We start from the raw sequence: 26,958 nt of genomic DNA, 5'->3' as shown, positions 1-26,958 counted from the left end.
GCAGAAGCGTGCAAGCGCGAACAACGCCGAATGCGCGCGGATTGCTCTTGGTAGCGCCGTTCCACCCTATGACATCGCTATCATTGGAGCGGATACGCCATTTGCTCCCAAAGCACGTGGAATCCGGCCTTTTCCGCCTTGTGGAGACGCGTCGTTAACCGTGACCCGCTAGGAGGTCGGGAACCGGAAGGGAACGGAATGAACGGGGCGGTCGCCTTACTGATTGTCAACGCGGCAGTCGCCGGACTGTTCGGGCTGAGCTACGCCGCCCTGGCCGTGACCAACCGGTCGCAGCGCTCCGTGGCGGGTTTCGGCTTCTCCTATCTCGTCGGCATGCTCACGCCGCTCGCCGAAATAGCAATCCGTTACAGCACCGTCACAACCCCGTTCATGATCGTCAGCTATGGCGCGTTCCTGGTGGCGTTCCTGGCCTCGTCGGCGGCGCTTTCGCTGTTCGACCGGCAGCGCCCACACTGGCGGATGATCGGCCTGCTGTTCGCCTTCGCCGTCATCATGCGCGCCGCGATCTGGGGAGGGCCGCGCAACAACGTGGTCTACGAACTGTGTTATCAGGCGCCCCACGCCGCCGCCATCGCGTTGTGCGCGTGGACGGCGTGGAGCATCGCGCGGGGGCGCGTGCTGCATCGCACGCTGGCGGTGCTGTTCGGGCTGATCACGCTGCACTTCCTGACCAAGCCGTTCCTTGCGTCGATGCTCGGCTCCGGCCGCAGCGCGCGCGACTATACCGACAGTTCCTATGCCGTCGTCTCGCAGGCCGGGTCCGGGATCCTGCTGATCGCCACCGGCCTCGTCATCATGCTGATCGTGATCCAGTCCATCGTGCAGGAATCCTTGGTGGACTCCGAAACCGATCCGCTGTCGGACCTGCTCAACCGGCGCGGCCTCGACCGCCGCTGCCAGCGCGAGTTCGTCGAAGGTGGCGCCGTCGTGGTGCTGGACCTCGATCATTTCAAGGCGATCAACGACACCCACGGCCACGATGTAGGCGACGATGTGATCGTCGCCTTCGCCGATATCATGCGCCGCGCGGCGCCACGGGGCGCGCTGCTGGCCCGGACCGGGGGCGAGGAATTCGTGGTCATGCTGCCATCGGCCTCGATCGAGGACATCGGCGAACTGGCCGAGAGGATCAGACGAGCGGCCGCAACCGAATCCGGTGAGGCCCGCCCGGCGTTCACCGTCAGCGGCGGCGCCACCTGCGCGCTGCCGGGCGAAACGTTCGCCGACGTGATGCGCCGCGCCGATCACGCCTGCTACGAAGCGAAGCGCATGGGCCGCAATTGTGTCGTGGCCCTGCCGCCCGGCAACGACACCCGGCCCATCCCGCTCTCAATCAACCTTGCGGCGGGCGGGGAGCCGGCCATCGCCACGCTGTTTGATCATCTGCCGTCCGCGCCGCGCGAACGGGCTACACCGCCGAGCTGAACTGATGCGGGCCAGCGCGGTAGGCGTCGAACACCGCCGCGATTGACCGGGCATAGGGTTCGCATCCGCGCTCCAGCCGGATGTGCCCGTCCGCGATGGTCGCAAGCCCCCGTTCGACAAAGGGGTGCAACCGCGCTTGCGCCTCGTCCATCAGGTCCGGCGGCACCCGCGCTTCGTTATGACAGAGCAAGCCGGTGATGATGTCCCCGCGCCGCCGGTCCTCCGCAGTGCGCTCAACCCCGCGCCGGCCGGACAGATGCCCATCATGCACCAGCGTGCGATAGGCGCCGGCGTTCTTTTCGTTCTGCACGAACAGGTCGGGGAACTCGCTGATCGAAGAAGCCCCCAGCCCTAGCAGCACCGGTGCGGAATCGTCGGTAAACCCCTGGAAATTGCGCTGCAACGCACCGGTCCGCGCAGCCCGCGCGAGATCATCGCCCGGCAACGCGAAGTGATCGAAACCCACGGCCTGATATCCGGCATCGACAAGTTGGCGATACCCTTCAGCGGCCATGCGGAAGCGATCCACCTGCCCCGGCAGCCGGCTGGCATCGATGCGCTGCTGGCGCGGGATCATGTGCGGCACATGGGCATAGCCGAACAGCGCCACCCGGTCGGCGCCCATCGCGATCGTTTCGTCCAGCGTCTGCGCCAGCACCGCGTCATCCTGGAACGGCAAGCCGTACATCAGGTCAAAATTGATCGAATCCACGCCCGCCCGGCGCAGCCCTTCTACCGCGCGCTCGATCGAATCCTTCGGCTGCACGCGTCCGATCGCCGATTGCACGCGCGCGTCCAGCGTCTGCACGCCAAGGCTGGCCTTGATCACGCCAATGCCCCGGATCGCCATCAGCCATGGCGAAGAAAGGCTGCGCGGGTCGAGTTCGATCGACAGCACCGGCCGGTCCATCCGGAAGTTCACCGTCAACGTATCGACCAGCCGCACGAAATCGGTCGGCTGGATCGCGTTGGGGCTGCCCCCTCCGAACGCGATCCGCGAGATCCGCACCGAAGGATCGAGTTCCGAAGCGAGCAACTCGATCTCGTGGTGCAGCGCCTCGAGGTAATGCGTCAGACGTTGCGTGCGATTGGCAGCGCCGGTGTTGCACCCGCAATACCAACAGATTTCCCGGCAATAGGGGATGTGGATATAGAGCGAGACCGTGCCTCGCACTGCCCGGATCGCGACGCGCTGACGCGCCTCGAAATCCTCGTCCACGAACTCGGCCGCCGTCGGATAACTGGTGTATCGCGGGACCGGCCGGGCCAGCAGTTCGGGGTAATAGGTCCAGTCCGCGAAGACGCTGGTTCGCTCAGCGTGTTCAACCGACATTGTCGTCTTCCTGATCGGATTCGCCATCATGGCCACAACAGCTATCGCCGCCGCCGCGCTTGCGCATTGAGATATGGCAAACTTTGCAGCAGCCTCCACTTGTGCCATCGTCCCGACGCGGCACGCGGATCGGCCTGGCCCCACCGGCTTCGCCGCAGAATGGCACCATCATGAACGATGGACCGCTGCCCGTACCCGCCGAAAGCGGCGCGGAAAGCTGGATCAGCGCCAGCATGGCCAGCGAAAGGGAGGCGCGGTGCATGTCAGCCTTCCTCGTTCTCGTCGATCAGGATGCGCGCGGCCGCGCCATCCAGGTCATTGAACTGCCCTTTGCGCAGCGCCCAGAAGAACGCCGCCAGGCCGAACAGCCCCATGCCCAGCGCGATCGGGAGAAGAAAAGCGATGCTCGTCATCGGGCCGCTCCCGCCAGTCGCAGCGAATTGCCCACCACGATCAGCGAACTGGTGGACATCGCCACCGCCGCGATCAGCGGCGTCACCACGCCCGCCATCGCCAGCGGCACCGCCAGCACGTTGTAGCCGATGGCCAGCACGAAGTTCTGCCGCACCACCCGCATCGTCGCCCGCGCGGCGCGGACGGCGCGCGGCAGGGCGAGCAGCGAATCCCCGGTGAACACCAGGTCCGCCGCTTGCCGGCCAACGTCGCTGGCGCTGCCCGGCGCGATCGAGGCATTGGCGGCGGCGAGCGCCGGCCCGTCGTTGAGCCCGTCCCCCACCATCAGCACATTTCGCCCCGCCTCCTGCAGCCGCGCGATGGCGTCCTTCTTGTCGGACGGCGAAGCGGCCGCCTGCGCGGTCAGCCCGGTCGCCCGCGCCACTGCGGCCACCGCCGGCAGCGAATCGCCCGACAGGATCGAGGCCTCCACATGCAACGAAGCCAGACCCTGCAACGCGGCTTCAGCGTCCGGACGCAGCCGGTCAGCGAAGGGGATCACGCGGATCACGCCGCTGCCCAGCGTCAGCGCGGTGGCCATGCCCTGCGCCACCTGCGGCCGGCCAAGTGTCACCCGCGTACCGTTCCACAGGCCGGTCACGCCGCGCCCCGGCTCCTCGCGCACATCGTCCAGTTCCGCAGCCCGCACCCCGCGCGCGGAAAGGGCCTGCACCAGCCCCAGCGACAGCGGGTGACGGCTGTGGCTGGCCAGCGCCAGCGCCACTTCCGCCTCGGCGACGGAAAGCGCGCCCAGCGCCGCTTCGTCGGGCACCGGGCGGCCCAGCGTCAGCGTCCCCGTCTTGTCGAGCAACGCGCGGTCTACCGCCGCCAGACGCTCCAGCGCGGAACCGTCCTTGACCAGAATGCCGCGCTTCATCAGCGCGCCCGCCGCCACCACCTGCGCCACCGGCACGGCCAGGCCCAGCGCACAGGGGCACGTGATGATCAGCACCGCGATGGCGATCACCAGCGACTTGTACAGCCCCGCCCCGGCAATCATCCATCCCGCGAACGTCAGCGCCGCCAGCGTATGCACCGCCGGCGCATAGAGCCGCGAGGCGCGATCCGCGATCCGCACGTAACTGGAGCGCGATTGCCCCGCCGCTTCCATCAGCCGCGCGATTTCGGCCAGCGCGGTATCCTGCCCCACCGCGGAAACGCGCACATCCACCGGCGCATCGACATTGAGCGTGCCGGCGTGGACAGCCGTTCCCGGCCCGGCCGCCACCGGTTCGCTTTCACCGGTCAGCAGCGACTGGTCGAACCGGCTTTCCCCGCGCAGCACCTCGCCGTCGGCCGCCAGCCGCTCGCCCGAGGCCACGCGCATGAGCATCCCCGGCAGCAGCGCGCCGGCCTCGACCCAGCGCGTCGCGCCATCGGCCTCGATCACCATCGCGCCCGTAGCCGCCTGCCGCAGCAGCGCATCGACGCCCGCGCGCGCGCGATCGCGCATCATCGCGTCCAGCACGCGCCCCGCTAGCAGGAACAGCAGCAGCATCAGCGTGCCGTCGAACCAGGCTTCCTGCCCGTGGGTGACGGTCTCGTAGAGCGAAAGCCCCGTCGCCAGCGTCACGCCGATCGAGATCGGCACGTCCATGTTGGTCCGCCCGCGCTTCAGCGCGCCGAAGGCGGAGGAAAAGAACGGCCGCCCGGCAAAGACGATCGCGGGCACGCCGATCGCTGCCGAAAGCCAGTGGAAAAGGTCCCGCGTCGTGCCGTCGGCCCCCGACCAGACGCTGACCGACAGCAGCATCACGTTCATGCAGGCGAAGGCGGCCACGGCCAGCGGCGCCAGCAGGGGCTTCACCGCCGAGGGCGCCTCGCGCTCCGCCGCGCGCGGCTGCGCCTCGAACCCCGCCATGGCCAGCGCGGCGACAAGATCCGGCGCTTCCACGCCCGCGCGGTGCGACACATCGACGCTGCGCGCGGTCAGGTTGGCACGCGCCGCGACGACCCCATCCACCTCACCAAAGGCCCGTTCGACCTTGCCCATGCAGCCGGCGCAATGCATCCCCGGAACGGACAGTACGGTGTGCAGCAGATCGTCCGCCGTTGCATCGCGGTGGGCCAGATCGGCTCCGGCCGGCCCCGCGGGCGCGTTCACTGGACTTCCCCGACCGTTCGCCATTCATGGCCCTCCGCCGTCACCGCCAGCCGCAGCCGCCAGCGCCCCGGTTCCAGTGCGGCGGCATACGTGCCAGGCGCGCTTTCACCGAAAGCCAGTTCGGTTTCGGGGCGGCGGCCCAGCGGATGCTCGGCCGTAGCCGTCACTTTCGCGCCCGACAGCGGCTTGCCCGCGCTGTCGCGCAGTTCGGCGATCACGCGGCCGTCCGCAGTGCGCGAAAGCACCGCCTTCCAGCCCAGCGCCCCTTCGACGCGGGCTTCGTCCAGCCAGCGGTTGAAATGCTGGCTGGCGACGTAGGAGTTTTCGACGACCACGCCGCCGAAGGTCGATACCGCGAAACGCGCCATCAACACGTTGACGGCGATCACGACGCCGAAGAACGCGATCATGATCATCGCCATGTGCCGCCCGGTGAACGGGCGCGGCGCATGCTGGCTGTTACGGCTACGCTGGGTCACTGGCCGTTTCCTTCCGCTGTGGTGAATGTGGTGGCGGCGCGGTCCTGCCCGCCCTCGGTATCGGTTGCTTTCACCGTAAAGGCGAAGTCCGCCGGCCTCGCCGCCGCACGGGGCTGCACGGCATAGACGCGCAGGCGCCGCGTCGTGTCCGCTGGCACGTCCAGCGCGAGCAACCGCTTCGCCTCGTCCGCTTCCATCTCGTCGGTGTAGATCGCCCCCCCCGGCAGGCCGTCGAGCGCGAGTTCCATCTTGCGCGGGCGGTCTTCCATGTTGCGCAGCTTGACGGTGAAGCCGTTGCGCACCGAACCGTCGCTCAGCATGACGAATTCGGGGTTGCGATCCTTCGCCACCGAAACGTCGAGCCGGCTGCGCTGGCCCAGCATGAACAGCATGGCCACGCCGATCGCGGCCCACACCGCGAAATAGACCAGCGTGCGCGGACGGAAGATCGTCTTCAGGATCGGCGTGGGTTTCTCACCCTTCTCCTCATGCTCGGCGTCTTCCAGCGTGCAGTAGTCGATCAGCCCGCGCGGGCGGCCGACCTTACTCATCGCCTGGTCGCAGGCATCGATGCACAGCGCGCAGGTGATGCAGCCGATCTGCGGCCCTTCGCGGATGTCGATGCCCGTGGGGCAAACCGCCACGCATTGCAGGCAATCGATGCAATCGCCCAGCGGCACCGGGCTTTTCGCCGCCGCCTTGACCGATCCGCGCGGTTCGCCGCGCCAGTGCTTGTAGGTGACGGTCAGCGATTTTTCATCAAGCATCGCCGTCTGGATGCGCGGCCAGGGGCACATGTAGACGCAGACCTGCTCGCGCATGAAGCCGCCCAGCCAGAAGGTCGTGAACGTCAGCACGCCGGTGGTGGCGTAGGCGACCGGCGCGGCGGTGCCGGTCCAGAATTCGCGCTGAAGCGTGGGTGCATCGGCGAAATAGAAGATCCAGGCGCCGCCGGTCAGGAACGCGATGGTCAGATAGACGCCCCACTTGAACACCCGCCGGGCGATCTTGGAAGCGGTCCACGGTGCGTTCTGCAAACGGATCTGCGCGTTGCGGTCGCCATCGATGAAGCGGTCGACATGCTGGAACAGATCGGTCCACACCGTCTGCGGGCAGGCATAGCCGCACCACGCGCGGCCGACCGCGCTGGTGACGAGGAACAGGCCGATCCCCGCCATGATCAGCAATCCGGCAACGAAGTAGAACTCGTGGGGCCAGATTTCGATCTGGAACATGTAGAAACGGCGGTGCGCAAGATCCACCAGCACGGCCTGGTCGGGTGCGTAGGGGCCACGGTTCCAGCGGATCCATGGCGTGCCCCAGTACACCGCGAGGCAGAACGCCATCACCGCCCACTTGAAGCGGCGGAACGGTCCGTCGGTCTTCCTGGGGAAGACCGACTTGCGCTTGGCGTAAAGACCGAGGTCGTTGGAATGATCGGCGCCGAGGGTGGGATCTTGCGCGTTCATGGCCGTTACTTTGCTTGAGGAGCCGCCGCGGCGGCAGGTGCCGGCGCAGCTTGGGGTGCCGGTGCCAGCGTGGCTTCACCGCCGCCCAGCGAGTGGACGTAAGCCGCCAGCATCTTGACGGTGACCGGGTCCAGACGCGCGCCCCAGGCGGGCATCACGCCATAGCGGGCGTTGGTCACGGTTTCGGTCAACGTGGCGCGATCGCCGCCATAGAGCCAGATCGCGTCGCTCAGCTTCGGCGCGCCGACCATGCGGTTGCCCTCGCCATTCGCGCCGTGGCAGACCACGCAGTTCTCGGCGAAGATCTTCGCGCCGCGCTGTGCCGAAGCGCTCGGCTTTTCCTGCCCGCTGATGACGCGGACATGGCTGACCACATCCTGCACCTGCGCCGCCGTCAGGATGCCGTCGCGCCCAAAGGCCGGCATCTGGCTCATGCGGGTGGCGTCGTCGCCGGGCTGGCGCACGCCGTGCTCCAGCGTCTGGTGGATGGTGGCGATATCGCCGCCCCACAGCCAGTCATCGTCGTTGAGGTTCGGGTAGCCCTTGGCCCCCGCCGCGCCAGCGCCGTGGCACTGCACGCAGTTGACCTTGAACGCGGCGCGGCCGCCCTCGATCGCCGCGCGCAGCAACTTGGGATCGGCCCCGAGCTGCTCCACGGACGTTGCCGCGATCGCGGCCCGAAGACCCGCCCGGCTGGCGTCAGCGGCCTTCATCTCGGTCGCCAGCGCGCCCCGGCTGGTCCAGCCGAAGGTGCCCGCCGTGGCCGACTTCACCATCGGGATCGCGGGATAGACCACGCAATAGCCGATCGCGAAGACGATGCAGGCGTAGAACGTCCACAGCCACCAGCGCGGCAACGGGTTGTTCAGTTCCTCGATGCCGTCCCACTCGTGGCCGACGGTTTCGACGCCCGTGGCGTCGTCGATCCGCTTATTCGCCATCGTTCTCATCCTTGAAGATCGAGGTGGCCGCTTCGTCGCTGAGCTGGCGCGCGCCGGGCCGCAGGAACGGCCACAGGCACAGAACCAGGAACACGAAGGTCATCACCAGAAGCCCCCAGCTGTCGGCCAGGTGGCGCAGCAGGTCGTAGGTGGAGTGCGCGCTCATCGGCCCTTCTCCTTGGCGAGCTGCTCCTGCGCCGCCGGCGCGTTGACATCGACCAGCGTGCCCAGAACCTGGAGATACGCGACCAGCGCATCCATTTCGGTCAGACGCTTGGGATCGCCGTCGAAGTCACGCACTTGCGCCTTCGGGTAACGCTTCTTGAAGTCGGCCACGTCGGCCTGCGGATCGGCTTGCGCCTTCAGGTCGTCGTTGGCCTTGGCGATGTCGTCCTTGGTGTAGGGGACGCCGACCTGGTACAGCGTCTGCAGCGATGCCGTCATGTCGCCCGCGTCGAGATCGTGCTCGGCAAGGTGCGCGTAAGTCGGCATGATCGATTCCGGCACGACCGCGCGCGGATCTTTCAGGTGCTGGACGTGCCATTCGTCGGAATAGCGGCCGCCCACGCGGGCAAGGTCCGGCCCGGTGCGCTTCGAGCCCCACTGGAACGGATGGTCGTACATCGATTCCGCGGCCAGGCTGTAGTGGCCATAGCGTTCGACCTCGTCGCGGAACGGACGGATCATCTGGCTGTGGCAAACGTAGCAGCCTTCGCGGACGTAGATGTCGCGCCCGGCCTGTTCCAGCGGGGTGTAGGGCCGCATGCCCTCCACCTTCTCGATCGTGTTGTCGATCCAGAACAGCGGTGCGATTTCCACGATGCCGCCCACCGTCACCGCCGCGAAGGCACAGATGCCCAGCAGGGTGATGTTGCGTTCCAGCTTCTTGTGACGCTCCATGATGGAGAGTGCCATTGTCTTTTCTCCTTCTCCGGGCGTGTCAGGCGTGCGCCGGGGCGCCGGCGAGCGGCACGTCCCTGGCGGCGTCGTAGGGCGTCTCGGTCATCGGCTTCTCGTCACGCAGCGTGTGGCCAAGGATCGTGCGGGTGATGTTCACCGCCATGATCGTTGCGCCGCTGAGGTAGAGCAGCCCACCGAAGGCGCGCAGCGCGTACATCGGGTGCAGCGCGGCAACGGTTTCGGCGAAGGAGTTCACCAGGTAGCCGTCCGGCCCGTATTCGCGCCACATCAGGCCCTGGGTGATGCCGGCCACCCACATCGAGGCGGCGTAGAACACGATACCCGTGGTCGCGAGCCAGAAGTGCCAGTTGACCATGCGCAGGCTGTAGAGCCGTTCGCGGTTCCACAGGCGCGGCGTGAGGTAATAGAGCGTGCCGAAGGTGACCATCCCGTTCCAGCCCAGCGCGCCGGAGTGGACGTGGCCGATGGTCCAGTCGGTATAGTGCGACAGGCTGTTGACCGCCTTGACGCTCATCATCGGGCCTTCGAACGTGCTCATGCCGTAGAAGGCCAGGCTCATCACGAACATGCGGATGATCGGATCGGTGCGGATCTTGTCCCAAGCGCCGTTCAGCGTCATCAGGCCGTTGATCATGCCGCCCCAGCTGGGCATCCACAGCATGACCGAGAAGACCATGCCCAGCGTCTGCGCCCAATCGGGCAGCGCGGTGTAGTGCAGATGGTGCGGACCCGCCCAGATATAGAGGAAGATCAGCGCCCAGAAGTGGATGATCGACAGGCGATAGCTGTAGATCGGGCGTTCGGCCTGCTTGGGCACGAAGTAGTACATCATGGCCAGGAAGCCGGCGGTCAGGAAGAAGCCCACCGCGTTATGGCCGTACCACCACTGCACCAGCGCGCCCTGCACGCCGGCGAACACCGGATAGCTCTTCGACCCGAAGATCGAGACCGGCAGGTTCAGGTTGTTGACGATGTGCAGCATCGCCACGGTCAGGATGAACGAGAGGTAGAACCAGTTGGCCACGTAGATGTGCGGCTCGGTCCGCTTGACGATCGTGCCGACGAAGACCGCGAGGTAAGCCACCCACACGATCGTCAGCCACAGGTCGACGTACCATTCCGGCTCGGCGTATTCCTTCCCCTGGGTGATGCCAAGCAGATAGCCGGTGGCGGCCAGCACGATGAACAGCTGGTAGCCCCAGAAGACGAAACGGGCGAGGCCGGGGAAGGCCAGCCTCGCCCGGCAAGTGCGCTGGACCACGTAGTATGACGTGGCGATCAGCGCATTGCCTCCGAAAGCGAAGATGACCGCGGAAGTGTGCAGCGGGCGCAGGCGACCGAAGTTGATCCATTCCAGGCCCAGGTTGAGCTGCGGCCAGGTCAGTTCGAGCGCGATGTAAAGCCCGGCGAGGAACCCCGCCATGCCCCAGAACACCGTCGCGATCACGCCCCAGCGGATGGGGTCGTCATCGTACCGGCCCTGATCGGGCATCTTGAGGATGCCGCGCGCGATCGAATCCACGTCGGCCTGACGCAGCGTGACGATCATGCCGATCAGCGCGGCAAGCGCACAGATTGCCATGTGAATGGCGAAGCCGCCGTCCTTGGCGAGCGCGCTCGCCACGACAGCAAGGAGAAGCACAGCGAACCATATGCCGCTGCGCGTTACTAGCGAAACCATGGAGCCTTCCCTTCCATGCAAGATGTGAGAAGGCGCGTGCAACGTATGGCGCGCTACAACATTGATGCAGGACAAATTGCCCGGATTTGCGCATCATACCTTGGTCTTGCGCGGTTCCTGCCGATTTTTGCGCTCCGTCAATGTCGCTGATTCGCAACCGGTGCATCAGGCTCCCACGCCACGGTTCGGATTTCGGCCTGCGAGGGGCAGGCAACCGCGGCACAGGACTGCAAGGTATGAAGAAGGTACTCGCGGCCGCGCTGTGCGCCGCCATGCTCACCCCGCTGGCCGCCACCCCCGCCATGGCCGGCTCGCCGGACGGCAAGCTCCAGGTCAAGCTGCTTGGCACAGGCGTACTGCCCGACGGCAAGATCACCAAGGTAGAGCTGGACCCGCTCGGGCTCACCACCGGTGCCAACACCAAGGCCAACGACAACGTCGTGCCGACGCTCGCGGTCGAGTATTTCTTCTCGCCCAACGTCTCGGTCGAAACGATCTGCTGCTTCACCCAGCACCACGTCAGCGGCACCGGCACGCTTGCCGCCGCGACCGATATCGTCGGCCATGTGCTGATCCTGCCGGCCACGCTCACGGCGAAGTATCACCTGCCGCTGCCCGGCGGCATCAAGCCCTATGTCGGCGTCGGTCCCTCGGTGTTCTTCTACATCGACGAGAAGCCGGGCGCGAGCATCGTACCGCTGGGCGTGACCAAGGTGAACATGTCGAACAAGCTGGGCGTCGCGCTCCAGGCCGGCGTGGACATCCCGGTCAACAAGAACGGGCTCGGCGTCAGCCTCGATGCCAAGAAGTACTTCATGGACACCACCGCGCATTTCTATGCCGGGTCCACCGAAGTGTTGCGGACCAAGCACTCGCTTGATCCCTGGGTGATCAGCGCGGGGCTGAGCTACCGCTTCTGATCCAGGGCTTCCCGTCCGGCCGCTGCCCCGCAACCCACGCGCGGGGCAGACCGGAAGGGCGGCGGGCGGGTCGAACAGGGGTTCTGGGATCGCCTCGGTTCGGCCCGCTCGTCACTTCCGAAATACGCCGCTGGGCAGCGCGCGCCGTGCGGCGAACCGATTATCCCGCGAGCGCGAGCAATGCTCCGCGATTGACGATCTCCACCTCGCGCCGCGATGGCAGTTCGATCACGCCATCGTTCTTGAGCTTGGTGAACTGACGGCTCACCGTCTCGATCGTCAGCCCCAGCACATCGGCCACCTGCTGGCGCGAAAACGGCAGGCTGAAGCGCCTGGCCGGGCCGAAGCTCGGCTGACAGCCCGTTTCGGCGAGCCGCTCCGACATTTCCAGCAGGAACGTCGCGATCTTTTCGGGTGCGGTCTTGCGCCCCAGCAGCATCATCCAGGACCGCGTGCGGTCCAGTTCGGACAGCGTGCGCTCCAGCAGCTTGTGCTCCAGTTCGGGATGCTCGCGCGCAAAGCGGTCGAAATCGTTGCGCGCGAATACGCAGACGCGCGCGTCCGTCAGCGCGACGACGCTGGCCCGGCTGGTCTGGCCGAACGGGCGGCCGATGAAATCGGACGGATAAGCCACGCCCACGATCTGCTCGCGGCCGTCCTCTGTGCTGGTGACCAGCTTGAGAACGCCATCGATGACGTTGGCGACAAGGAGGGAATCGTCATCCTCCCAGATCAGCGGCTCCCCCGCCGACACGGAACGACGCCGCCCCATCGAATTAAGAGCGGTGATTTCCTTATTGTCCAGCCCCGAGCAGATGGCCCGATTGCGGACGACGCAGGTTTCACACGAAGACATGACGGTCCGCCTATCATCTTCCCCCAACCACGACAATCACACTTGCGTCGTATTTGACGGTTGCGCAACCCCCTGATTGCTAAGGGAGACCGCGCTTGGGCGAATACCCGTCGTTCTATTTTCGGATATGCGAACCAGTCAGTTCCGGGCCACAAAAAAGAAGGGCGGCCTCACGACCGCCCGAGTTGGGGAGAAATCACGGAAGGAAACCCCAACGGGTGGCGTTGCTGCTTCCTTTCGACGCCCAAGGAATGCCCCGGATCGATTCTCCCCACCTTGACGCAAGTCAAAAACGGGCGCGCATCTGCAAAAAATATCAGGCGTTGGAAATTCTTCCGGCCAGCCCGCTCCCTTCGCGTGCCGGTCAGCTGTCCTGAAGGCAGACAAGATCGTGGTACTGGCCACGGAAGAACAGCAGAGGTGTGCCCTGTTCGCGGCGCTCCATCGCCTCGACCGCGCCCACCACCAGCCAGTGATCGCCGATATCCTCGACTCGTTCCACCGCACAGTCGATCCACGCGATCGCATCGTCCAGCAGCGGCTGGCCCGACGGCGTGTGGCCGTGCGCGAGTTCGGCGAACTTGTCGTCCGCCTTTGAAGCGAAGCGGCGACAGAGGTCGAGTTGGTCGGCGCCCAGCACGTTCACGCAAAAGCGACCGATAGCCGCGATCTTCGGCCAGGTTCCCGATCGCTTGTCGGGGAAGAAGCCCACCAGCGGCGGATCGAGCGAGATCGACGTGAACGAGCCGACCACCAGCCCGCTGCGATGACCGTCCGCGTCAACGGCGGTAATCACGCAGACACCGGTAGGATAGGTGCCGAGAACGTCGCGGAAATGGCGGGGATCGATCATTGGCTCTCGTTGTCCGCAATGGCGCGCAAGGTCAAGTCAGGTCGCGTCGGCGCCGCTGACGATACCGGCCAGAACATCGCCCTCCTCGGCCTCCGGTTCGCGCTTGGCGCCCCAGTTGACCGAAGCCCATGCGCGTTCGTGGAAATAGTAGAGGAGGATCTTGGTGATAATCTCGGTGCTGGCGATGGCGCCGGCGGCCTTGGCGTTGCTGGTGAAGAACCAGCTCAGCAGGAAGGTATCGATGCTGCCGAGCGCGCGCCAGCTGATGCCCTTGATGAGTGAGCGCGAGTGTGTCTCGTGGCCCCTGAACAGTATCATGCCATCTCCCGGGTGGCGGGTGTGCGACACCGGCCCCTAGCCGCGCCGCCGCGGGGTGAATAGCGCGAAATCGTTCGCCACGGGATAGCCGGGCTTTAGGGCCCCTCCCTAGGCCCGGTCAAAATAGGCCACGCAGCGCACCTCGATGCTGGAGCGGGTCTTCGCATCGGGCAGGCTGGTATCGTGGAAGGCAGTGTGCGGGCAGCGCCAGGTCACGGAATGGTCGCTGTCCTGGAACTTGAACAGCAGCACGTCATCGGCTGCCATGTTGGAGAAATACCACCAGCGATGGCGCGGCCGGTAGCGGAAGATCGTGGCGGCGATCATGTCCTCCTCGCCCTCCACCGGCGCGGTCAGCGCATCGCCGGTCGGGAATTCATCGACCACGAACAGCGTGTTGGAGGCGGTTTCCTCGTCGCGCACCGTGCGCCCGTCGCATACCGCCAGCGGCCAGTCCTGCGGCCCCGGCGAAAACGTGCGCCATAGCGAGAAGCAGATGTAGCGGGCATAGGGCGGCGCATCGGGGAACGCCTGGCCGTGAATCCGCGCCGCCGCGCGACGGCCGGTAATCTCGTTGTAGTCGACATGCGCTTCGCCCGCCGGGGGCTGGATGCCGCCGGCGTGCTGGTAATTCTCGACCTTCTCCTTGGCCCGCGCGCTGAGATCGGCCGATGTGCGGATCATCCACCCTTGCGCCGCCACGCGGTCTGCCCCGCACATCCGCGCGACAAGCTTCTCCACCTCGCGCAGATAGCCCGCGTCCACCGCCGCCCTGTCGTGGAAATCGGCGATGGCGGAGCGGTGCCGGCCGATCATGAAACCGTGACGGTCCAGCGTGAAGTGATCGCGGATCGGCATCCCGTCGCGCACCACCGTCGCGTGGTCCACATAATCGCCGGTATTGATCTCCGCGCCACGGCTCACATAGCGGCGCGTTACATAGTCGCCCTCGGCCAGATAGCGGATCAGCGCTGGCGCCGCGCGCGCGCTATCCTCGATCGCATCGCCTTCGATCGGCTCCACCATGCCACCCATCGCCAAGCGTCCTCTTTCCCGCACATTGTTAGCTTACCTAATTACACATACGTGTAATTCCGTCCAGGGGTTTATGAGGCACTGCCCGTGCGCCGGGCGGCAAGCGCGGCGAATTCCCGCTCCAGGACATCGGTATTGTGGCGAATATCGTGTTTCGTTGCGGCCAAAAGGCGGGCGTGGCTCGAAAAATGGCCATGGAAGCCGGGATCATCGACAAACGCCACGATCTTCTCGATGATCTGTTCAAGAAAACGGTCGCTGGGAAGCTCGGCATAGGGCGGCTCGTAGCAGGCCGGCGGAAATTCGATGCGCAAGCCGCCTTCGCCCAGCATCTCTGGCGGCCCGCCCCGGTTGCTGACAATCGGCGGAATGCCGTTGAGCATGGCTTCCACGATCACCCGTCCCGCGCTTTCCCAGCACAGCGTCGGCACCAGCAGGCAGCGCGCCCGGCCATAGAGGGGCCGCATGTCCACCGTGTTGCGGGTTACCACCACGTTCGACAGGCTGTCGCGGGGTTCTCCGAACGCGGCCGTCACCAGCCGGACGATGTCCTCCCACTTGCCGCGCGCCTCTACCACCTCGAAGACGATGTCCGGCCGGCGGCGTTCCAGCAACATGGCCATGCGACAGACAACGGCCGCCCCTTTCTCCAGGGTTGGGTTGACGAACAGGATCCGGTCAGGCTGGGGGTGCTGCGCCACCACGGCAGCAGGATCGATGAACACGCCCACGGGGCACACTTCGTAACCTTCGCGCTCGCGATAGAACGCCGCATTGGTCTCGCTGGCGGTCAGCAACAGGTCGATATCCCGGCACCAGCGCTTGCCATGGAAATGCCCGTTGCCCAGATAGGCGGCCACGCCCGCGCCGGCACGGTGCGCGTCGATCGCGGTCAGCATCTCCAGCGTCTGCCCGCCATAAAAGAACACGATATCCGGCCCGAATGCGTCCAGCCGGCCCAGCAGCGCCTCGTGCCAGTCGCCTTCCTCGCGCGATGTCAGCAGCGGGCGCGCGGTCTCCCCGGTCACGTAGAGCCGATGCCGGAGCGGGCCGTCGTCCACGTTCACCCACTGCCCCGCCCGTGCGCGCACCTCGTCCCAGGAATCGGCGATGCGCGAGACGCCCGCCGGGTGATCGAAAACGGTGGCCCCCAGAATATCGACTTCGTGCCCCCGATGGACGAGTTGCATCAGCATTTCGCGGATCGCGATCGCCGCGCCGCTCGACGTATCGAGCAGGCTGAACACGCTGGCCCAGAGGATCTTCATCTTCGCCACCGGCATTTCCGACAAAGGCCCACTCCCCCTCTGGCCGCCCCTCTTCGCCGCCCCGCAACGGCGATGCGGCATAAGGGGGGTATAACGGGCAACGGGCCGCGCGTCAGTGCCGCAAGCGCCGAACCTCAGGCCAGGAAGCGATCGAGCCTTTGGCGGACGATGTTTTCAGCATCGTGGATGATGCGGTCGATCAGGTCCTGGCAGGTCGGCACATCGTGGATCAGGCCCTGGACCATGCCGGCCCAGAACACGCCCTTGGTAAGGTCGCCGGTCTGGAGAAGCTCCTTGCCGGCCACGCCCGAGACGAGTTCGCGCACGTCCTCGAACACCGCTTCGGGCTGCGACAGGCGCCGCACCACTTCTTCCGATACCGCGCTGCGCCCCACGCGCGCGGTGTTCTTGAAGTTGCGGAAGATCAGGAAGCTGCCGCGTTCGTCGTTTTCGATATAGGCCTGCTTCACGTTGGCGTGGATCGGCGCTTCCTGCGTCGCGCAGAACCGCGTGCCCATGTTGATCCCTTCCGCGCCCAGGCTCAGCGCCGCGACCAGCCCGCGCCCGTCGCCGAAGCCGCCCGAGGCCAGCAGCGGGATCTTCACCTTGTCCGCCGCCGCCGGGATCAGGATCAGGCCGGGAATGTCGTCCTCGCCAGGGTGGCCAGCACATTCGAAGCCGTCGATCGAGACGATGTCGCACCCCGCCTTCTCCGCCGACAGCGCGTGGCGCACCGCCGTGCACTTGTGCAGGATCGTCACGCCGTGCGGCTTGAGCATTTCCCAGATCTCGCGCACCGCCTGCGTGCCCGCCGTTTCCACGATCTTCACGCCGCCATCGATAATCGCCTGCGCATAGGCCTTGTAGTCGGGCGAATTGACCGTCGGGAAGATCGTCATGTTCACGCCGAACGGCTTGTCCGTCATCGCCCGGGTGCGCTCGATCTCCTCGCGCAGCTTGTCCGGCGTCGGCTGGGTCAGCGCGGTGATGATGCCAAGCCCGCCCGCGTTCGAGACCGCGCTCGCCAGTTCGGCATAGCCCACGTTCATCATCCCGCCCTGCACGATCGGATGCTCGATCCCCAGCATCTCGGTAATGCGCGTCTTGAAAGCCATTGTTCGTCCTCTCCCGTGTTCGTCAGTAGCTGCGCGGCAGCCCCAGCACATGCTCGGCAAGATAGCTGAGGATCAGGTTGGTGCTGATCGGCGCCACGGTATAGAGCCGCGCCTCGCGGAACTTGCGTTCGACGTCGTATTCCTCGGCAAAGCCGAAGCCGCCGAAGGTCTGCACGCACATGTCGGCGGCCGCCCAGCTTGCCTCGCTTGCCAGCAGCTTGGCCATGTTCGCCTCCGCGCCCGGATTGCCGCCGCTGTCGTAGACCTGCGCCGCATGGTGGACCATCAGTTCGGCGGCGCGCATCTGGGCATAGGCGCGCGCGATCGGGAACTGGATGCCCTGGTTCTGCCCGATCGCGCGGCCGAACACCTTGCGCTCCCGGGCGTAGTCGCTGGCGCGCGCGATGAACCACTTGGCATCGCCAACGCATTCCGAGGCGATCAGGATGCGTTCGGCGTTCATCCCCGAAAGGATATAGCGGAAGCCCTGCCCCTCCTCTCCGATCAGAGCGGAAGCCGGGATGCGCAGGTCGTCGAAGAACACTTCGGTCGTCGAATGGTTCATCATCGTGCGGATCGGCTTGATCGTCATGCCCTTGCCCACCGCCTCGCGCATGTCGACCAGGAAGATCGAAAGCCCTTCGGTCCGCTTGGCCACCGCATCGCGCGGCGTGGTCCGTGCCAGCAGCAGCATGAGGTCGGAATATTCGGCGCGGCTGGTCCAGATCTTCTGGCCGTTGACCACGTAGTGATCGCCATCCCGCACGGCCACCGTGCGCAGCGAAAGCGTGTCCGTCCCACTGGTCGGCTCCGAGACGCCGAACGCCTGCAACCGCAATTCCCCGCTGGCGATGCCGGGCAGGTAGCGCTGCTTCTGTTCCGCGCTGCCATAGCGCAGCAGGGTATTCATGATGTACATCTGCGCGTGGGCGGAAGCCCCGTTGCAGCCCGATGCCTGGATTTCCTCCATGATCACCGCCGCCGCATCGAGCTTCAGGCCCGAACCGCCGTATTCCGGCGGGATCAGCGCCGCCAGGAACCCGGACCGCGTCAGCGCGTCCACGAACTCCGCCGGATAGGCGCGGTCGCGGTCCTTGTCCCGCCAGTATTCGCCGGGAAAATCCGCGCACAGCGCCTGCACCGCGCGGCGGATTTCCGCCATGTCCTCGTTTTCGGTCATGCCTGCGCTATCGTCCTTACGCGGGGATCTGGTTGAACGGCACGCCCTTGTCCGGGCGATGGTCCTGAGGCAGGCCCAGGATGCGTTCGGCGATGGTGTTGAGCAGCATCTCGTCCGCGCCGCCGGCGATCCGCCCGGTGGGGGCGTTGAGCCAGCTCGCCGTCCAGTTCTCCTTCTGCGAGGCATGCGGATCGAACGCGAGGCCGGCGTTGCCCTGCAGGTCGATCGCCAGTTCCGACAGCTTCTGCCGGCTGCGCACCGCCACCAGCTTGTTCAGCGAGCCTTCCGGCCCCGGCTCCATCCCCGCCTGCATCATCAGCATGGCGCGCGTGGTGATCGATTCCAGCCCCGCGCGCATCGCGTGGTTGCGCGCGATCTGCGAACGGACGCGACCATCCTCGATCGCCGGGCGGCCGTTGATCTCCACATCGCGCGCCAGGTCCACGAACAGGTCAAGATGCGGGCCGAAGCCGCCGCTGTCGGTCGCCACGTAGCGCTCGATCATCAGCGTCGCCATCGCCACCGCGAAGCCGCCGCCCACCGGGCTCATCCGCTGGCTATCCTCCAGCCGCACGTCGTCGAAGAACACCTCGTTGACGTGGCTGTCCCCGCCCGCCAGCTTGATCGGACGGACCTCGACGCCGGGCGCCTTCATGTCCACCCAGTAATAGGTCAGCCCCTTGTGCTTGGGCACCGTGGGATCGGTCCGCGCCACGATCACGCCATAGTCGCAATACTGCGCCCAGCTGGTCCACACCTTCTGCCCGTTGAGCTTCCAGCCGTTGCCGTCCACTTCGGCGCGGGTGCGCAGGCCGGCCAGATCCGATCCGCCGGCTGGCTCGGAGAACAGCTGGCACCAGATTTCCTCACCGCGCAGCGCCTTGAGCACCCGTTCCTTGACGAAGGCCTTGTCCTCGCAGAAGCGCATCAGGATCGGCACCGGCATCCCCAGCGAAATGCCGAAATAGGCCGTGGGCATCCCGAAGCCCATCTCCTCGGTATCGAAGATCACCTTCTCGATGTGGGTCAGGCCCTGCCCGCCCATCTCCGTGGGCCAGTTGATCCCGGCAAAGCCCGCGTCGAACCGCGCCGCCAGATAGCGCCGGCCCAGCGCCAGATCCTGCTCCACGTCCAGCCCGCGCCGGGCCTCGCGCCCGAACTCGCCCGCCACCGATTGCAGCCACGTGCGGGCGCGGGCGCGGAAAGCTTCGTAATCGCTCATGCCACTTCTCCCGTCAGGTGATCGACCAGCAGGTCTTCCCAGAACAGCAGGTTGCCCTGCTCGATCGCCAGGCTGCGCGCGCGGCGCATGTGCAGATGCAGCCCCTGCTCCCAGGTCACGCCGATCCCGCCGTGGATCTGCACGCAATCGCGCGCGGCGGTGTCATAGGCCTCGGTCGCGGAAATCCGCGCGTCCGCCGACGCGATGAGGAAGTTGGCTGTCCCATTGGACGTCCCGTCAGCAGCATCCGCCAGCGCCGCCGCATGGATGCAGTTGGCCCGCGCGATCTCGACCAGCCCGTACAGCTCGGCGATGCGGTGCTTGACCGACTGGAACGCGCCGATCGGCTGGCCGAAGGCCTTGCGCGTCACGGCATAATCGCGCGCGATCGTCAGCAGCGTTTCGGCCCCGCCGGTCTGTTCGTGCGCCGTCACCACCGCCATCCGCGCCAGCACGTCGAGCGCGAGCGCGCGGGCCGCCTCGCCCCGCGCCAGCAGCGTGGCCGGCGCCTCGGCAAAGGCGAGGTCGGCATAGAGGCGGCTGTTGTCGAAGCCATCCACCGGATTGCGCGTGGCACCGGCCCGATTCCCGTCAGCCAGCTCGACGAGCACCAGCGCCGGCTCACCCTCGTTCATGGCCCAGACCACCGCGATGTCCGCGGCAAGCCCGGCCACCACACCTTCCTTGACGCCCGTCAGCCGACCGGCCGCGAAGACCGTGGTCGGGCGTAGCGGCAGCGGCGCATTGCCTTCCGCGAAGGCCACCGTCGCCGTCGCCTCGCCACTCGCCAGCCGGGGGAGCCATGCTGCCTGCACCTCGGCCGATCCAGCCTCGGCCAGCACCCGCGCCGCGCCATAGCCCATCGTCAGGAACGGCGCGCCCGCGATTACCCCGCCTGTCGCCTGCGCCACCAGCCCCAGCTCGATCAGGCCCAGACCAAGCCCGCCATGCTCCTCCGCGATCGCCAGCGCCATCCAGCCCTGCTCCACCGCCGTATCCCGGAACACCGCGTCGCAAGCGCCCACCTGCTCCAGCAAGCCCAGCAAGCGCCCCTTGTCCGACCGCGCCTCCAGAACGCGCCGGCACTCCGTCGCAATCGCCTGCTGTCCCTCGTCAAGAAGGATCGACATTTCACGCACCCCTTTTCCCGCGGCGTTCGGCCAAGATCCAGCGCGCGCCGCCACCCTCTTTTAATCGATCAGTTAAACTACACAGGAACGGGCATCAGGCAAGGGCAAAGGTGCCCTCACCGCGTGGCCAAGGCGCCCCGGACACATTCGAGGAAATGGTGCGAAACGGTGGAAAGCGGCCGGTCTTCGAGATGCGCGGCAATCACATCAAAGCGCATCGCTTCGTTCAACGGGCGATAATCCATGGCTTCGCTGGCGCAGGCCCGGGCGGTGAATTCGTCCATGATCGCCACGCCCAGCCCGCGTCCGACCAGGGCCGCCGCCACGAAATAGGTCTTCGTCTGGATCACCGGGGCGCCGTCATCCGCGGTGGGCTGCCGACGGCTCAGCAACCTGCCGATGGTGCCGTCGTTGAGCAGTTCGATCACGCGCAGGTGGCGGACGTCCTCCAGCGCGATCCGCTCCGGAGGATCGGGAATATCCTGCCGGCGGAACAACAACACGATCTGGCCGGTCCCGAGCATGACGGGCGCCAGCCGGGGATGGCGCGGCGCGTCATAGCCGATCACGATATCGCTGGTGCGGGCCTGCAGCGCCTCGACCAGTTCCTCGCTGTGCAGCGTCCGCAAATCGATCGAAACGCCAGGATGCCGCGCGGCGAACGCGGCCACCGCATCGGGAACCACCTCCAGCCCCAGCGAATGGATCATCGCCACGCGCAGCCGGCCTTGCTCGATCCGGCGCAGGTTGCGCGCGGATTCGCGCAGCATGTCGACGCTGTGCCGCACCGCGCTGGCATCCGCGAACAGTTCGTGCGCCTCGTCGGTCGGTACCAGCCGCCCCTTGACCACGCGGAACAGCGCGAAGCCCAGCCGCGTTTCGGCGTGGCGCAGCACCTTGCCCACCGATGGCTGCGACACGCCCAGCAATCGCGCCGCGCCACTGAGCGAGCCGGTCTGATAGACGGCGTGGAACACCTCGATATGCCGCAGGCTGATCATGCGGCGACCTTATGGGCACGTCCGCGCCTGGCAAGCCCGATCCTCAGGCAATACCGCCCCAGAAGCCCGGCTGCGGCGGTACGACAACGCCATCGTCCAGCACGCGCAATCCACCCGACCGGTCCTCGAGCAGCCACCACGGGCCATCGACATCGACGAAATCGGCGCGTGCGGCGATCCGCAGCGCCGGCGCTATGCCGAGCGAGGTCGCCAGCATGCAGCCGACCATCACGCCCAAGCCTGCGGCCCGCGCTGCGTCGTACAGCGCCAGCGCCTCGGTCAGTCCGCCAGTCTTGTCGAGCTTGATGTTCACGAACCGGTAAAGCCCGCGCAACCGAGGGATATCGGCAGCGACGTGGCAGGATTCGTCGGCACAGATCGGCACCTGCGCCGTGAAGCCTGCCAACGCGCCATCCTGCCCGGCCGGCAACGGCTGTTCCAGTAGCGCAATGCCCAGTTCCGCCAGCACCGGCTGCATCGCCACCAGCAGCGGCATCGTCCAGGCTTCGTTGGCATCGACGATCAGCGTCGTGTCCGGCAGGCTGCACCGCACCGCGCGCAGGCAGGTTTCCGGATCGGCGGCATCGACCTTGACCTTGACCAGCCGCGCCCGCGCCAGCTTGTGCGCCGCCCGCGCCATCGCCTCGGGCCGGTCGATCGAGACGGTTTGCGCGCTGGTGAGAGGCGGCAGTACGGGCGCGATGTTTCGGGCATGGCGTGCCTCCAGATCCCACAGCGCGGCATCGACCGCGTTGCGCGCGCTGCCGGGCGGCATCAGCGTGCGCAGCGCCGCGCGGTCGCAACCGGCCTGCAGCGCCGGTATCGCGGCTTCAATCTGCAAACGCACGGATTCCGGCGTCTCGCCGTAGCGGGCGGACGGCGTGCCCTCGCCCCGCCCGACAACGCCCGGCCCGGCCACGCTCCCTTCGCCGATCGTGACGACCACCACCGCGATGTCCGTGCGCGTGCCGCGCGCTATCCGGAACGGCGCGCGCAAGGGCCAGCATTCGACGCGAATATCTACGCTGCGCAACATGCCAGCAGCCGATCCACGATCCGATCCACACCCATCGCCACCGGGTCCTGGCACGGAAGACCCAGTTCATCCTCCACGCGCCGGCAGTATGCCTGCGCTTCCTGCCCTGGCAGCGCCGACGTGTTGACCGCGACGCCCACCGCGATCACATCCGGGCTTGTCAGGCGCGCGGCTTCCAGGTTGCGCGCCAGGCATGCGGCCAGCACCGGCACCGGATAGTCCCCAGCATGGCGGATCGTCTCGCGCCCCGCCTCGTGGCACAGCACCAGCGCCCTCGCCTGCGCGCCGTGCAGCAGGCCCAGCGAAACGCCGGCATAGGAGGGATGGAACAGCGACCCTTGCCCCTCGATAAGGTCCCAGCCGCCATCGTGGCGTTCGGGCGAAAGCCATTCGGCGGCCCCGGCGATGAAGTCGGCGATCACCGCATCGATCGGCACGCCCGATCCGGCGATCAGGATGCCGGTCTGCCCCGTGGCGCGGAAATCGGCCGCAACACCCCGACCGCGCAGTTCGCGCTCGATCGCCAGCGTGGAATACATCTTGCCAACCGCACAGTCGGTGCCCACCGTCAGCAGCCGGTTCCCCGCGCGCTTGCGCCCGGTGCCGAGCGGCAGCGAAGCGGGCGGTTCGCGCACGTCGAACAGCGAAAGCCCGGCGGTTTCCGCCGCGGCGCGTATCGCCGGATTGCCGGCAAGGCGCGCGTGCAGGCCCGAAGCGACATGCAGCCCCGCGCCCAGGGCTTCCAGGCAGAAGGCAACCGTTCCCGCGTCCATCACCCCACCGGCATTGGCATAGCCCAGCACCGCCGTCCGCGCGCCGGCCGCCACGGCTTCGACAAGGCTCATCCGGGGCAAGCCCACCGTGACCGGGCAGCCCGGTTCGGCCATTTCGGCAATCGCCATGCCGGGACGCCAGAACGCGATGCCACGCGCCGTCTTGGCGGCCAGCGGATCGGTAACCGCGCCAAGATAGACCAGATAGGGGCCGGGTATCATGCTGTTTCCTCGCTTCGCTGCGCCGCCGGTTTCGCGGGTTGTGGCGCCATCGCCAAGCCCAAAGAGGGGCGCCCTCTATAACCTGGGGTTATAGGACGTATGCGACGTGGCACGCCCCTCCATGGCGGTGTAAGACCGTCGCAACCAAAGGAAAGGAACCGCCTTGCGCCGTCCCCTGATGCCACATCATCGCGAAAGCCATCTCGTCGCCCGGATCGGCTGGCTGCGCGCGGCCGTGCTGGGCGCCAACGACGGCATCGTCTCCACCGCCAGCCTGATCATCGGCGTGGCAGCATCGGGCGCTTCACGCTCCTCGCTGCTGGTTTCGGGAATCGCCGGGCTGGTCGCCGGGGCGATGTCGATGGCCGCTGGCGAATATGTTTCTGTCAGTTCCCAGTCCGACACCGAACGCGCCGACCTGGATCGCGAACGGCAGGAACTGGCGACCCAGCCCGAAGCCGAACTCGATGAACTGGCCGGCTTCTATGTCGAACGCGGGGTGGAACCCGATCTGGCGCGCAGCGTCGCCGAGCAGATGATGGCGCGCGATGCCCTGGGCGCCCATGCCCGCGACGAACTGCACATCACCGAACTGACGACCGCGCGCCCGGTCACGGCTGCCTTCACCTCTGCGGCGACCTTCACCGCCGGAGCGCTGCTGCCGGTTATCCTTGCCGCGGTTCTGCCCGCAGGCGGGACCGTGGCGGGCGAAGCGGTGGGGTCTATCCTGTTCCTCGCCCTGCTCGGCTGGATCGGTGCGCGGGCGGGCGGGGCCAGCCCGGCGCGGCCGGTCTTGCGCGTGGTGTTCTGGGGGGCGCTGGCCATGGCCATTACCGCCGGGATCGGCCGACTGGTGGGCGCGAGCGTCTGACCCGTTGATGGCGGCGGCGTCTTCCCTCATTGGCCTGCTTGCCGCGGTTGCCGCCGGGCTGCTGGTGGGGATCGAACGCGGCTTCAGCCAGCGCGCAGAAGGCGAAGGCAACCGGGTCGCGGGGTTCCGCACGTTCGGGCTTATCGGTCTGCTGGGCGGCCTCGCGGGATTGCTGGGCGATGGCCTGGCTGCGGTCATCGGCCTCGGCACGCTGGCCGTCCTTGTCGTCGGCTATGTCCGCACCATGCGCGAAAACCGGCTGTCCGCCACGACGACGATCGCGGCGATGCTGACATTCGGCGTTGGGCTGGTCGCGGTGCGTATTTCGCCGACCGTGGCGCTCGGCGCGGCGGCGGCGATGTTCGCGATCCTAAGTGGCCGGCAATCGATGCATGCGCTGCTCAGGGGCCTGAACGCCGAGGAGGTGGAGGCGGCCGCCCGCTTCGTACTGGTCGCGCTGGTCGTGCTCCCCTTGCTGCCGGATGCCGCCTATGGCCCCTACGAGGCGTGGAACCCGCGCCGTATCTGGCTGGTCGTGGTCTTCGTGACCGGCCTGTCGTTCGCGGGTTATGTCGTGACGCGGCGCTACGGGACCAATCGCGGCATCCTGTTCGTCGCGCTGACCGGGGCCATCGTCTCGTCGACGGCGGTGACGGCGGAATATGCGCGCCGCTTGCGTTCCGAACCCGAAGCGCGCGGGGCCCTGACCGCCGGAATCGCGCTGGCTTCCATCGTCATGTTCGTGCGCGTGCAACTGCTGGTGCTGGCACTCGTGCCGCGTGCCCTGCCCTCGCTTGCGGTAGCCATGGCGCCTGCCACGCTCGTTGCCGGGCTGTTGGCGCTGATCGCCTGGCGCGGACAGGAAACGCGAACCGGGGAAGTAACGCTGGGCAATCCGCTCAGCTTTACCCCCGCTCTGCTGCTGGCGGGGCTGGTCGCCGTGCTGTCGCTGGCGGCGCGTTGGGCGCTGTCCCGCTTCGGCAGCAGCGGCATCGCGGTGGTGTTGGGACTGATCGGCGTGTCCGACGTGGACGCGGCCGTGCTGACGCTCGCCAACCTTCCCGCCGACGCGCTGGACGGACGCACCGCCGGTCTTGTCCTTTCCGCCCCGATCCTGGCCAATACCGCGGTCAAGGCCGGCATGACCGCGGTAATCGGCTGGCGCGCCGGCGGCGTGCGCGCCGCCTTGCCGCTCGCCGCTTCGCTGGTGGCATCGGGTGCGGCGCTGGCCGGCTGGGCGCTGCTTTAGACGTTCGTCCCCACTCCATCATCGGCGATGGACAAATCCCCCTCAAAGTTGGAACATAAAAAGAACAACCATGTGATTCGGAGTATGACTGGCAACGTCTTTCCACTCGGCCGGCCCTTGCGGCCCGAGGCAAGGGAACGGGTTTCCGCACGGATGCCGCCGCTCGATGCGGGTGGGCTCCATGAAATCCACGCCGCGCCGGAAGACTGGGCGGCGGCCATGGCCTTCGCCCTGTTTTCCACGATCCGCCGGGACAGCGAACAAGACAGGCACGGGGCGGGCAGGCACGGGCAGGCGATCTTCCTGATCGGCGGCCCCCGCCCCGCGGCTTTTCCCGCCCTGCCTTGCGCGGAAGGGCTGGCGGCGCTGGGACTGGCGCCCGGGCGGCTGGTGATCGTGCGCACTGCCAGCGAACTGGACCTGCTGCGCGCCGGGCTGGAGGCGGCCCGCTGCCCCGGCGTCGGCACGGTCCTGCTGGAAACGCAGGGCCGGCTGGCGCGGTACGATCTCACCACCAGCCGGCGCCTGGCGCTGGCGGCGGAACAGGATGGCACAGAACAGGCGGGCAAGGCGGTGATCGTGCTGCGCGGCGATGCCCCGCCCCGCCCCAGCGCGGCGCGCACCCGCTGGGCCATCACCAGCGCGCCTTCCACGGCGCTGGAAGCGAACGCGCCGGGCTGGCCGGCCATCGAAGCGGAACTGTTGCGCCAGCGCGGCGGCATGGGCGGCCTGCGCTGGCGGCTGGAATGGAATGCGGAACATGGAACCTTCCGGGAAGCGGAGCGCGCCCTCCATCACGGACCGGCGCTGTCTGGCACTGTGGTTCCCGTACCTGGCGTGCGAGCGGGCGCGGGAAGCGGCGGCTTCGTCCCTCCCCGCGCCGCCTGAGCCGTTCGCGCTGGTCATGCGCACGGGCAACGCCCTGCGCCTGGCGCAGGTGGACAGCCATGCCCGCAAGGCCGGTCTTTCCGCCGGGATGACGCTGGCGGACGCACGGGCGCGCTGCCCCACGCTGGCGACGCTGCCGTGCGATCCCGCCGCCGAGCGGCAGGCGCTGGGTCACCTGGCCCGGGCCATGCTGC

At 67.2% G+C, this 26,958-nt stretch carries 27 protein-coding genes and 1 pseudogene; 6 read left to right on the top strand and 22 right to left on the bottom strand.

The genetic code is table 11. From position 1 onward, the window contains the following. Window positions 1–198 precede the first annotated feature (198 nt). Window positions 199–1,446, top strand: coding sequence for a GGDEF domain-containing protein (locus tag B3547_RS01220; protein WP_292959665.1), 1,248 nt, complete (start codon window positions 199–201; stop codon window positions 1,444–1,446). On the opposite strand, the gene hemN is transcribed toward B3547_RS01220, so the two are convergent. Genes hemN through ccoN form a run of 10 tightly spaced genes read right to left on the bottom strand, consistent with a single transcriptional unit; the run spans window position 1,430 to window position 10,827 of the window. Next, a complete protein-coding gene (hemN, locus tag B3547_RS01215) occupies window positions 1,430–2,779 on the bottom strand; it encodes an oxygen-independent coproporphyrinogen III oxidase (RefSeq protein WP_292959664.1) in 1,350 nt (449 codons plus the stop codon). The two genes, B3547_RS01220 and hemN, sit on opposite strands and share 17 nt — an antisense overlap. Continuing rightward, on the bottom strand, window positions 2,769–3,014 hold the full coding sequence (locus B3547_RS01210; RefSeq protein ID WP_292959663.1) for a hypothetical protein: 246 nt from the start codon (window positions 3,012–3,014) through the stop codon (window positions 2,769–2,771). Before B3547_RS01210 ends, hemN begins: the two co-directional genes overlap by 11 nt. Before the next feature lie 28 nt (window positions 3,015–3,042). Continuing rightward, on the bottom strand, window positions 3,043–3,192 hold the full coding sequence (ccoS, locus tag B3547_RS01205) for a cbb3-type cytochrome oxidase assembly protein CcoS (protein WP_124808487.1): 150 nt from the start codon (window positions 3,190–3,192) through the stop codon (window positions 3,043–3,045). After that, window positions 3,189–5,336 carry a heavy metal translocating P-type ATPase gene (locus B3547_RS01200; protein ID WP_223806507.1) on the bottom strand — a complete coding sequence of 716 codons (2,148 nt, stop codon included), beginning with the start codon at window positions 5,334–5,336 and terminating at the stop codon, window positions 3,189–3,191. The genes ccoS and B3547_RS01200 overlap by 4 nt, the downstream gene beginning before the upstream one ends. Then, on the bottom strand, window positions 5,333–5,815 hold the full coding sequence (locus B3547_RS01195) for a FixH family protein (RefSeq protein WP_292959662.1): 483 nt from the start codon (window positions 5,813–5,815) through the stop codon (window positions 5,333–5,335). Before B3547_RS01195 ends, B3547_RS01200 begins: the two co-directional genes overlap by 4 nt. Beyond that, window positions 5,812–7,284, bottom strand: coding sequence for a cytochrome c oxidase accessory protein CcoG (gene ccoG, locus B3547_RS01190; protein ID WP_124808485.1), 1,473 nt, complete (start codon window positions 7,282–7,284; stop codon window positions 5,812–5,814). Before ccoG ends, B3547_RS01195 begins: the two co-directional genes overlap by 4 nt. A gap of 5 nt (window positions 7,285–7,289) precedes the next feature. Then, a complete protein-coding gene (gene ccoP / locus B3547_RS01185) occupies window positions 7,290–8,225 on the bottom strand; it encodes a cytochrome-c oxidase, cbb3-type subunit III (protein WP_292959661.1) in 936 nt (311 codons plus the stop codon). Further along, on the bottom strand, window positions 8,215–8,391 hold the full coding sequence (locus tag B3547_RS01180) for a cbb3-type cytochrome c oxidase subunit 3 (protein WP_124808483.1): 177 nt from the start codon (window positions 8,389–8,391) through the stop codon (window positions 8,215–8,217). Before B3547_RS01180 ends, ccoP begins: the two co-directional genes overlap by 11 nt. Further along, window positions 8,388–9,140, bottom strand: coding sequence for a cytochrome-c oxidase, cbb3-type subunit II (ccoO, locus tag B3547_RS01175; protein WP_124808482.1), 753 nt, complete (start codon window positions 9,138–9,140; stop codon window positions 8,388–8,390). Before ccoO ends, B3547_RS01180 begins: the two co-directional genes overlap by 4 nt. A gap of 25 nt (window positions 9,141–9,165) precedes the next feature. Beyond that, window positions 9,166–10,827: a cytochrome-c oxidase, cbb3-type subunit I gene (gene ccoN, locus B3547_RS01170; RefSeq protein WP_124808481.1), complete on the bottom strand. Its 1,662-nt coding sequence runs from the start codon at window positions 10,825–10,827 to the stop codon at window positions 9,166–9,168. Between the two features lie 236 nt (window positions 10,828–11,063). On the opposite strand from ccoN, the gene B3547_RS01165 reads away from it, so the two are divergent. Then, entirely contained in the window at window positions 11,064–11,747 is a 684-nt protein-coding gene (locus B3547_RS01165) for an OmpW/AlkL family protein (protein ID WP_124808480.1), read from the top strand. Between the two features lie 160 nt (window positions 11,748–11,907). On the opposite strand, the gene B3547_RS01160 is transcribed toward B3547_RS01165, so the two are convergent. The 12 genes from B3547_RS01160 to dgcN all read right to left on the bottom strand — a co-directional run bounded on the left by B3547_RS01160 (window position 11,908) and on the right by dgcN (window position 23,756). Continuing rightward, window positions 11,908–12,603, bottom strand: a complete 696-nt coding sequence (locus B3547_RS01160; RefSeq protein WP_124808479.1) for a Crp/Fnr family transcriptional regulator — start codon at window positions 12,601–12,603, stop codon at window positions 11,908–11,910. Between the two features lie 364 nt (window positions 12,604–12,967). Then, window positions 12,968–13,456: a flavin reductase family protein gene (locus B3547_RS01155; RefSeq protein WP_124808478.1), complete on the bottom strand. Its 489-nt coding sequence runs from the start codon at window positions 13,454–13,456 to the stop codon at window positions 12,968–12,970. A gap of 36 nt (window positions 13,457–13,492) precedes the next feature. Then, window positions 13,493–13,774 carry a DUF2061 domain-containing protein gene (locus B3547_RS01150; RefSeq protein WP_124808477.1) on the bottom strand — a complete coding sequence of 94 codons (282 nt, stop codon included), beginning with the start codon at window positions 13,772–13,774 and terminating at the stop codon, window positions 13,493–13,495. Between the two features lie 108 nt (window positions 13,775–13,882). Then, window positions 13,883–14,809: a CmcJ/NvfI family oxidoreductase gene (locus B3547_RS01145; RefSeq protein WP_292959660.1), complete on the bottom strand. Its 927-nt coding sequence runs from the start codon at window positions 14,807–14,809 to the stop codon at window positions 13,883–13,885. Between the two features lie 71 nt (window positions 14,810–14,880). After that, on the bottom strand, window positions 14,881–16,077 hold the full coding sequence (locus B3547_RS01140; protein WP_292959659.1) for a glycosyltransferase family 4 protein: 1,197 nt from the start codon (window positions 16,075–16,077) through the stop codon (window positions 14,881–14,883). Between the two features lie 134 nt (window positions 16,078–16,211). After that, the gene (locus B3547_RS01135; protein WP_292959658.1) at window positions 16,212–17,192 is read right to left on the bottom strand and encodes an NAD(P)H-dependent flavin oxidoreductase; all 981 of its coding nucleotides are present in this window, start codon (window positions 17,190–17,192) and stop codon (window positions 16,212–16,214) included. Window positions 17,193–17,214: 22 nt separating this feature from the next. Next, window positions 17,215–18,372, bottom strand: a complete 1,158-nt coding sequence (locus tag B3547_RS01130; RefSeq protein WP_124808473.1) for an acyl-CoA dehydrogenase family protein — start codon at window positions 18,370–18,372, stop codon at window positions 17,215–17,217. Between the two features lie 16 nt (window positions 18,373–18,388). After that, complete coding sequence (locus B3547_RS01125) at window positions 18,389–19,594, bottom strand: acyl-CoA dehydrogenase family protein (RefSeq protein ID WP_292959657.1); 1,206 nt, start codon at window positions 19,592–19,594, stop codon at window positions 18,389–18,391. Then, window positions 19,591–20,724, bottom strand: a complete 1,134-nt coding sequence (locus B3547_RS01120; RefSeq protein ID WP_292959656.1) for an acyl-CoA dehydrogenase family protein — start codon at window positions 20,722–20,724, stop codon at window positions 19,591–19,593. Before B3547_RS01120 ends, B3547_RS01125 begins: the two co-directional genes overlap by 4 nt. A gap of 116 nt (window positions 20,725–20,840) precedes the next feature. Then, on the bottom strand, window positions 20,841–21,725 hold the full coding sequence (locus tag B3547_RS01115; RefSeq protein ID WP_292959655.1) for a LysR family transcriptional regulator: 885 nt from the start codon (window positions 21,723–21,725) through the stop codon (window positions 20,841–20,843). Between the two features lie 43 nt (window positions 21,726–21,768). Continuing rightward, the gene (dgcA, locus tag B3547_RS01110) at window positions 21,769–22,761 is read right to left on the bottom strand and encodes an N-acetyl-D-Glu racemase DgcA (protein WP_292959654.1); all 993 of its coding nucleotides are present in this window, start codon (window positions 22,759–22,761) and stop codon (window positions 21,769–21,771) included. Beyond that, the gene (dgcN, locus tag B3547_RS01105) at window positions 22,746–23,756 is read right to left on the bottom strand and encodes an N-acetyltransferase DgcN (RefSeq protein WP_292959653.1); all 1,011 of its coding nucleotides are present in this window, start codon (window positions 23,754–23,756) and stop codon (window positions 22,746–22,748) included. The genes dgcA and dgcN overlap by 16 nt, the downstream gene beginning before the upstream one ends. 178 nt (window positions 23,757–23,934) lie before the next feature. On the opposite strand from dgcN, the gene B3547_RS01100 reads away from it, so the two are divergent. The 4 genes and pseudogenes from B3547_RS01100 to B3547_RS22020 form a co-directional block, all read left to right on the top strand. Continuing rightward, window positions 23,935–24,627, top strand: coding sequence for a VIT1/CCC1 transporter family protein (locus B3547_RS01100; protein WP_292959670.1), 693 nt, complete (start codon window positions 23,935–23,937; stop codon window positions 24,625–24,627). Between the two features lie 7 nt (window positions 24,628–24,634). Beyond that, window positions 24,635–25,876: an MgtC/SapB family protein gene (locus tag B3547_RS01095; protein WP_292959652.1), complete on the top strand. Its 1,242-nt coding sequence runs from the start codon at window positions 24,635–24,637 to the stop codon at window positions 25,874–25,876. A gap of 84 nt (window positions 25,877–25,960) precedes the next feature. Further along, the gene (locus tag B3547_RS01090; protein ID WP_292959651.1) at window positions 25,961–26,764 is read left to right on the top strand and encodes an ImuA family protein; all 804 of its coding nucleotides are present in this window, start codon (window positions 25,961–25,963) and stop codon (window positions 26,762–26,764) included. Window positions 26,765–26,798: 34 nt separating this feature from the next. Continuing rightward, window positions 26,799–26,958 (top strand): annotated as a pseudogene (locus B3547_RS22020) (DNA polymerase Y family protein); the annotation flags it as partial.

Origin of the sequence: Novosphingobium sp. UBA1939, from assembly GCF_002336885.1 — a bacterium.
Classification (GTDB): domain Bacteria; phylum Pseudomonadota; class Alphaproteobacteria; order Sphingomonadales; family Sphingomonadaceae; genus Novosphingobium.
The sequence above is the reverse complement of the archived record's forward strand: the minus strand, read 5'-3'. Positions and strand labels throughout refer to the sequence as shown.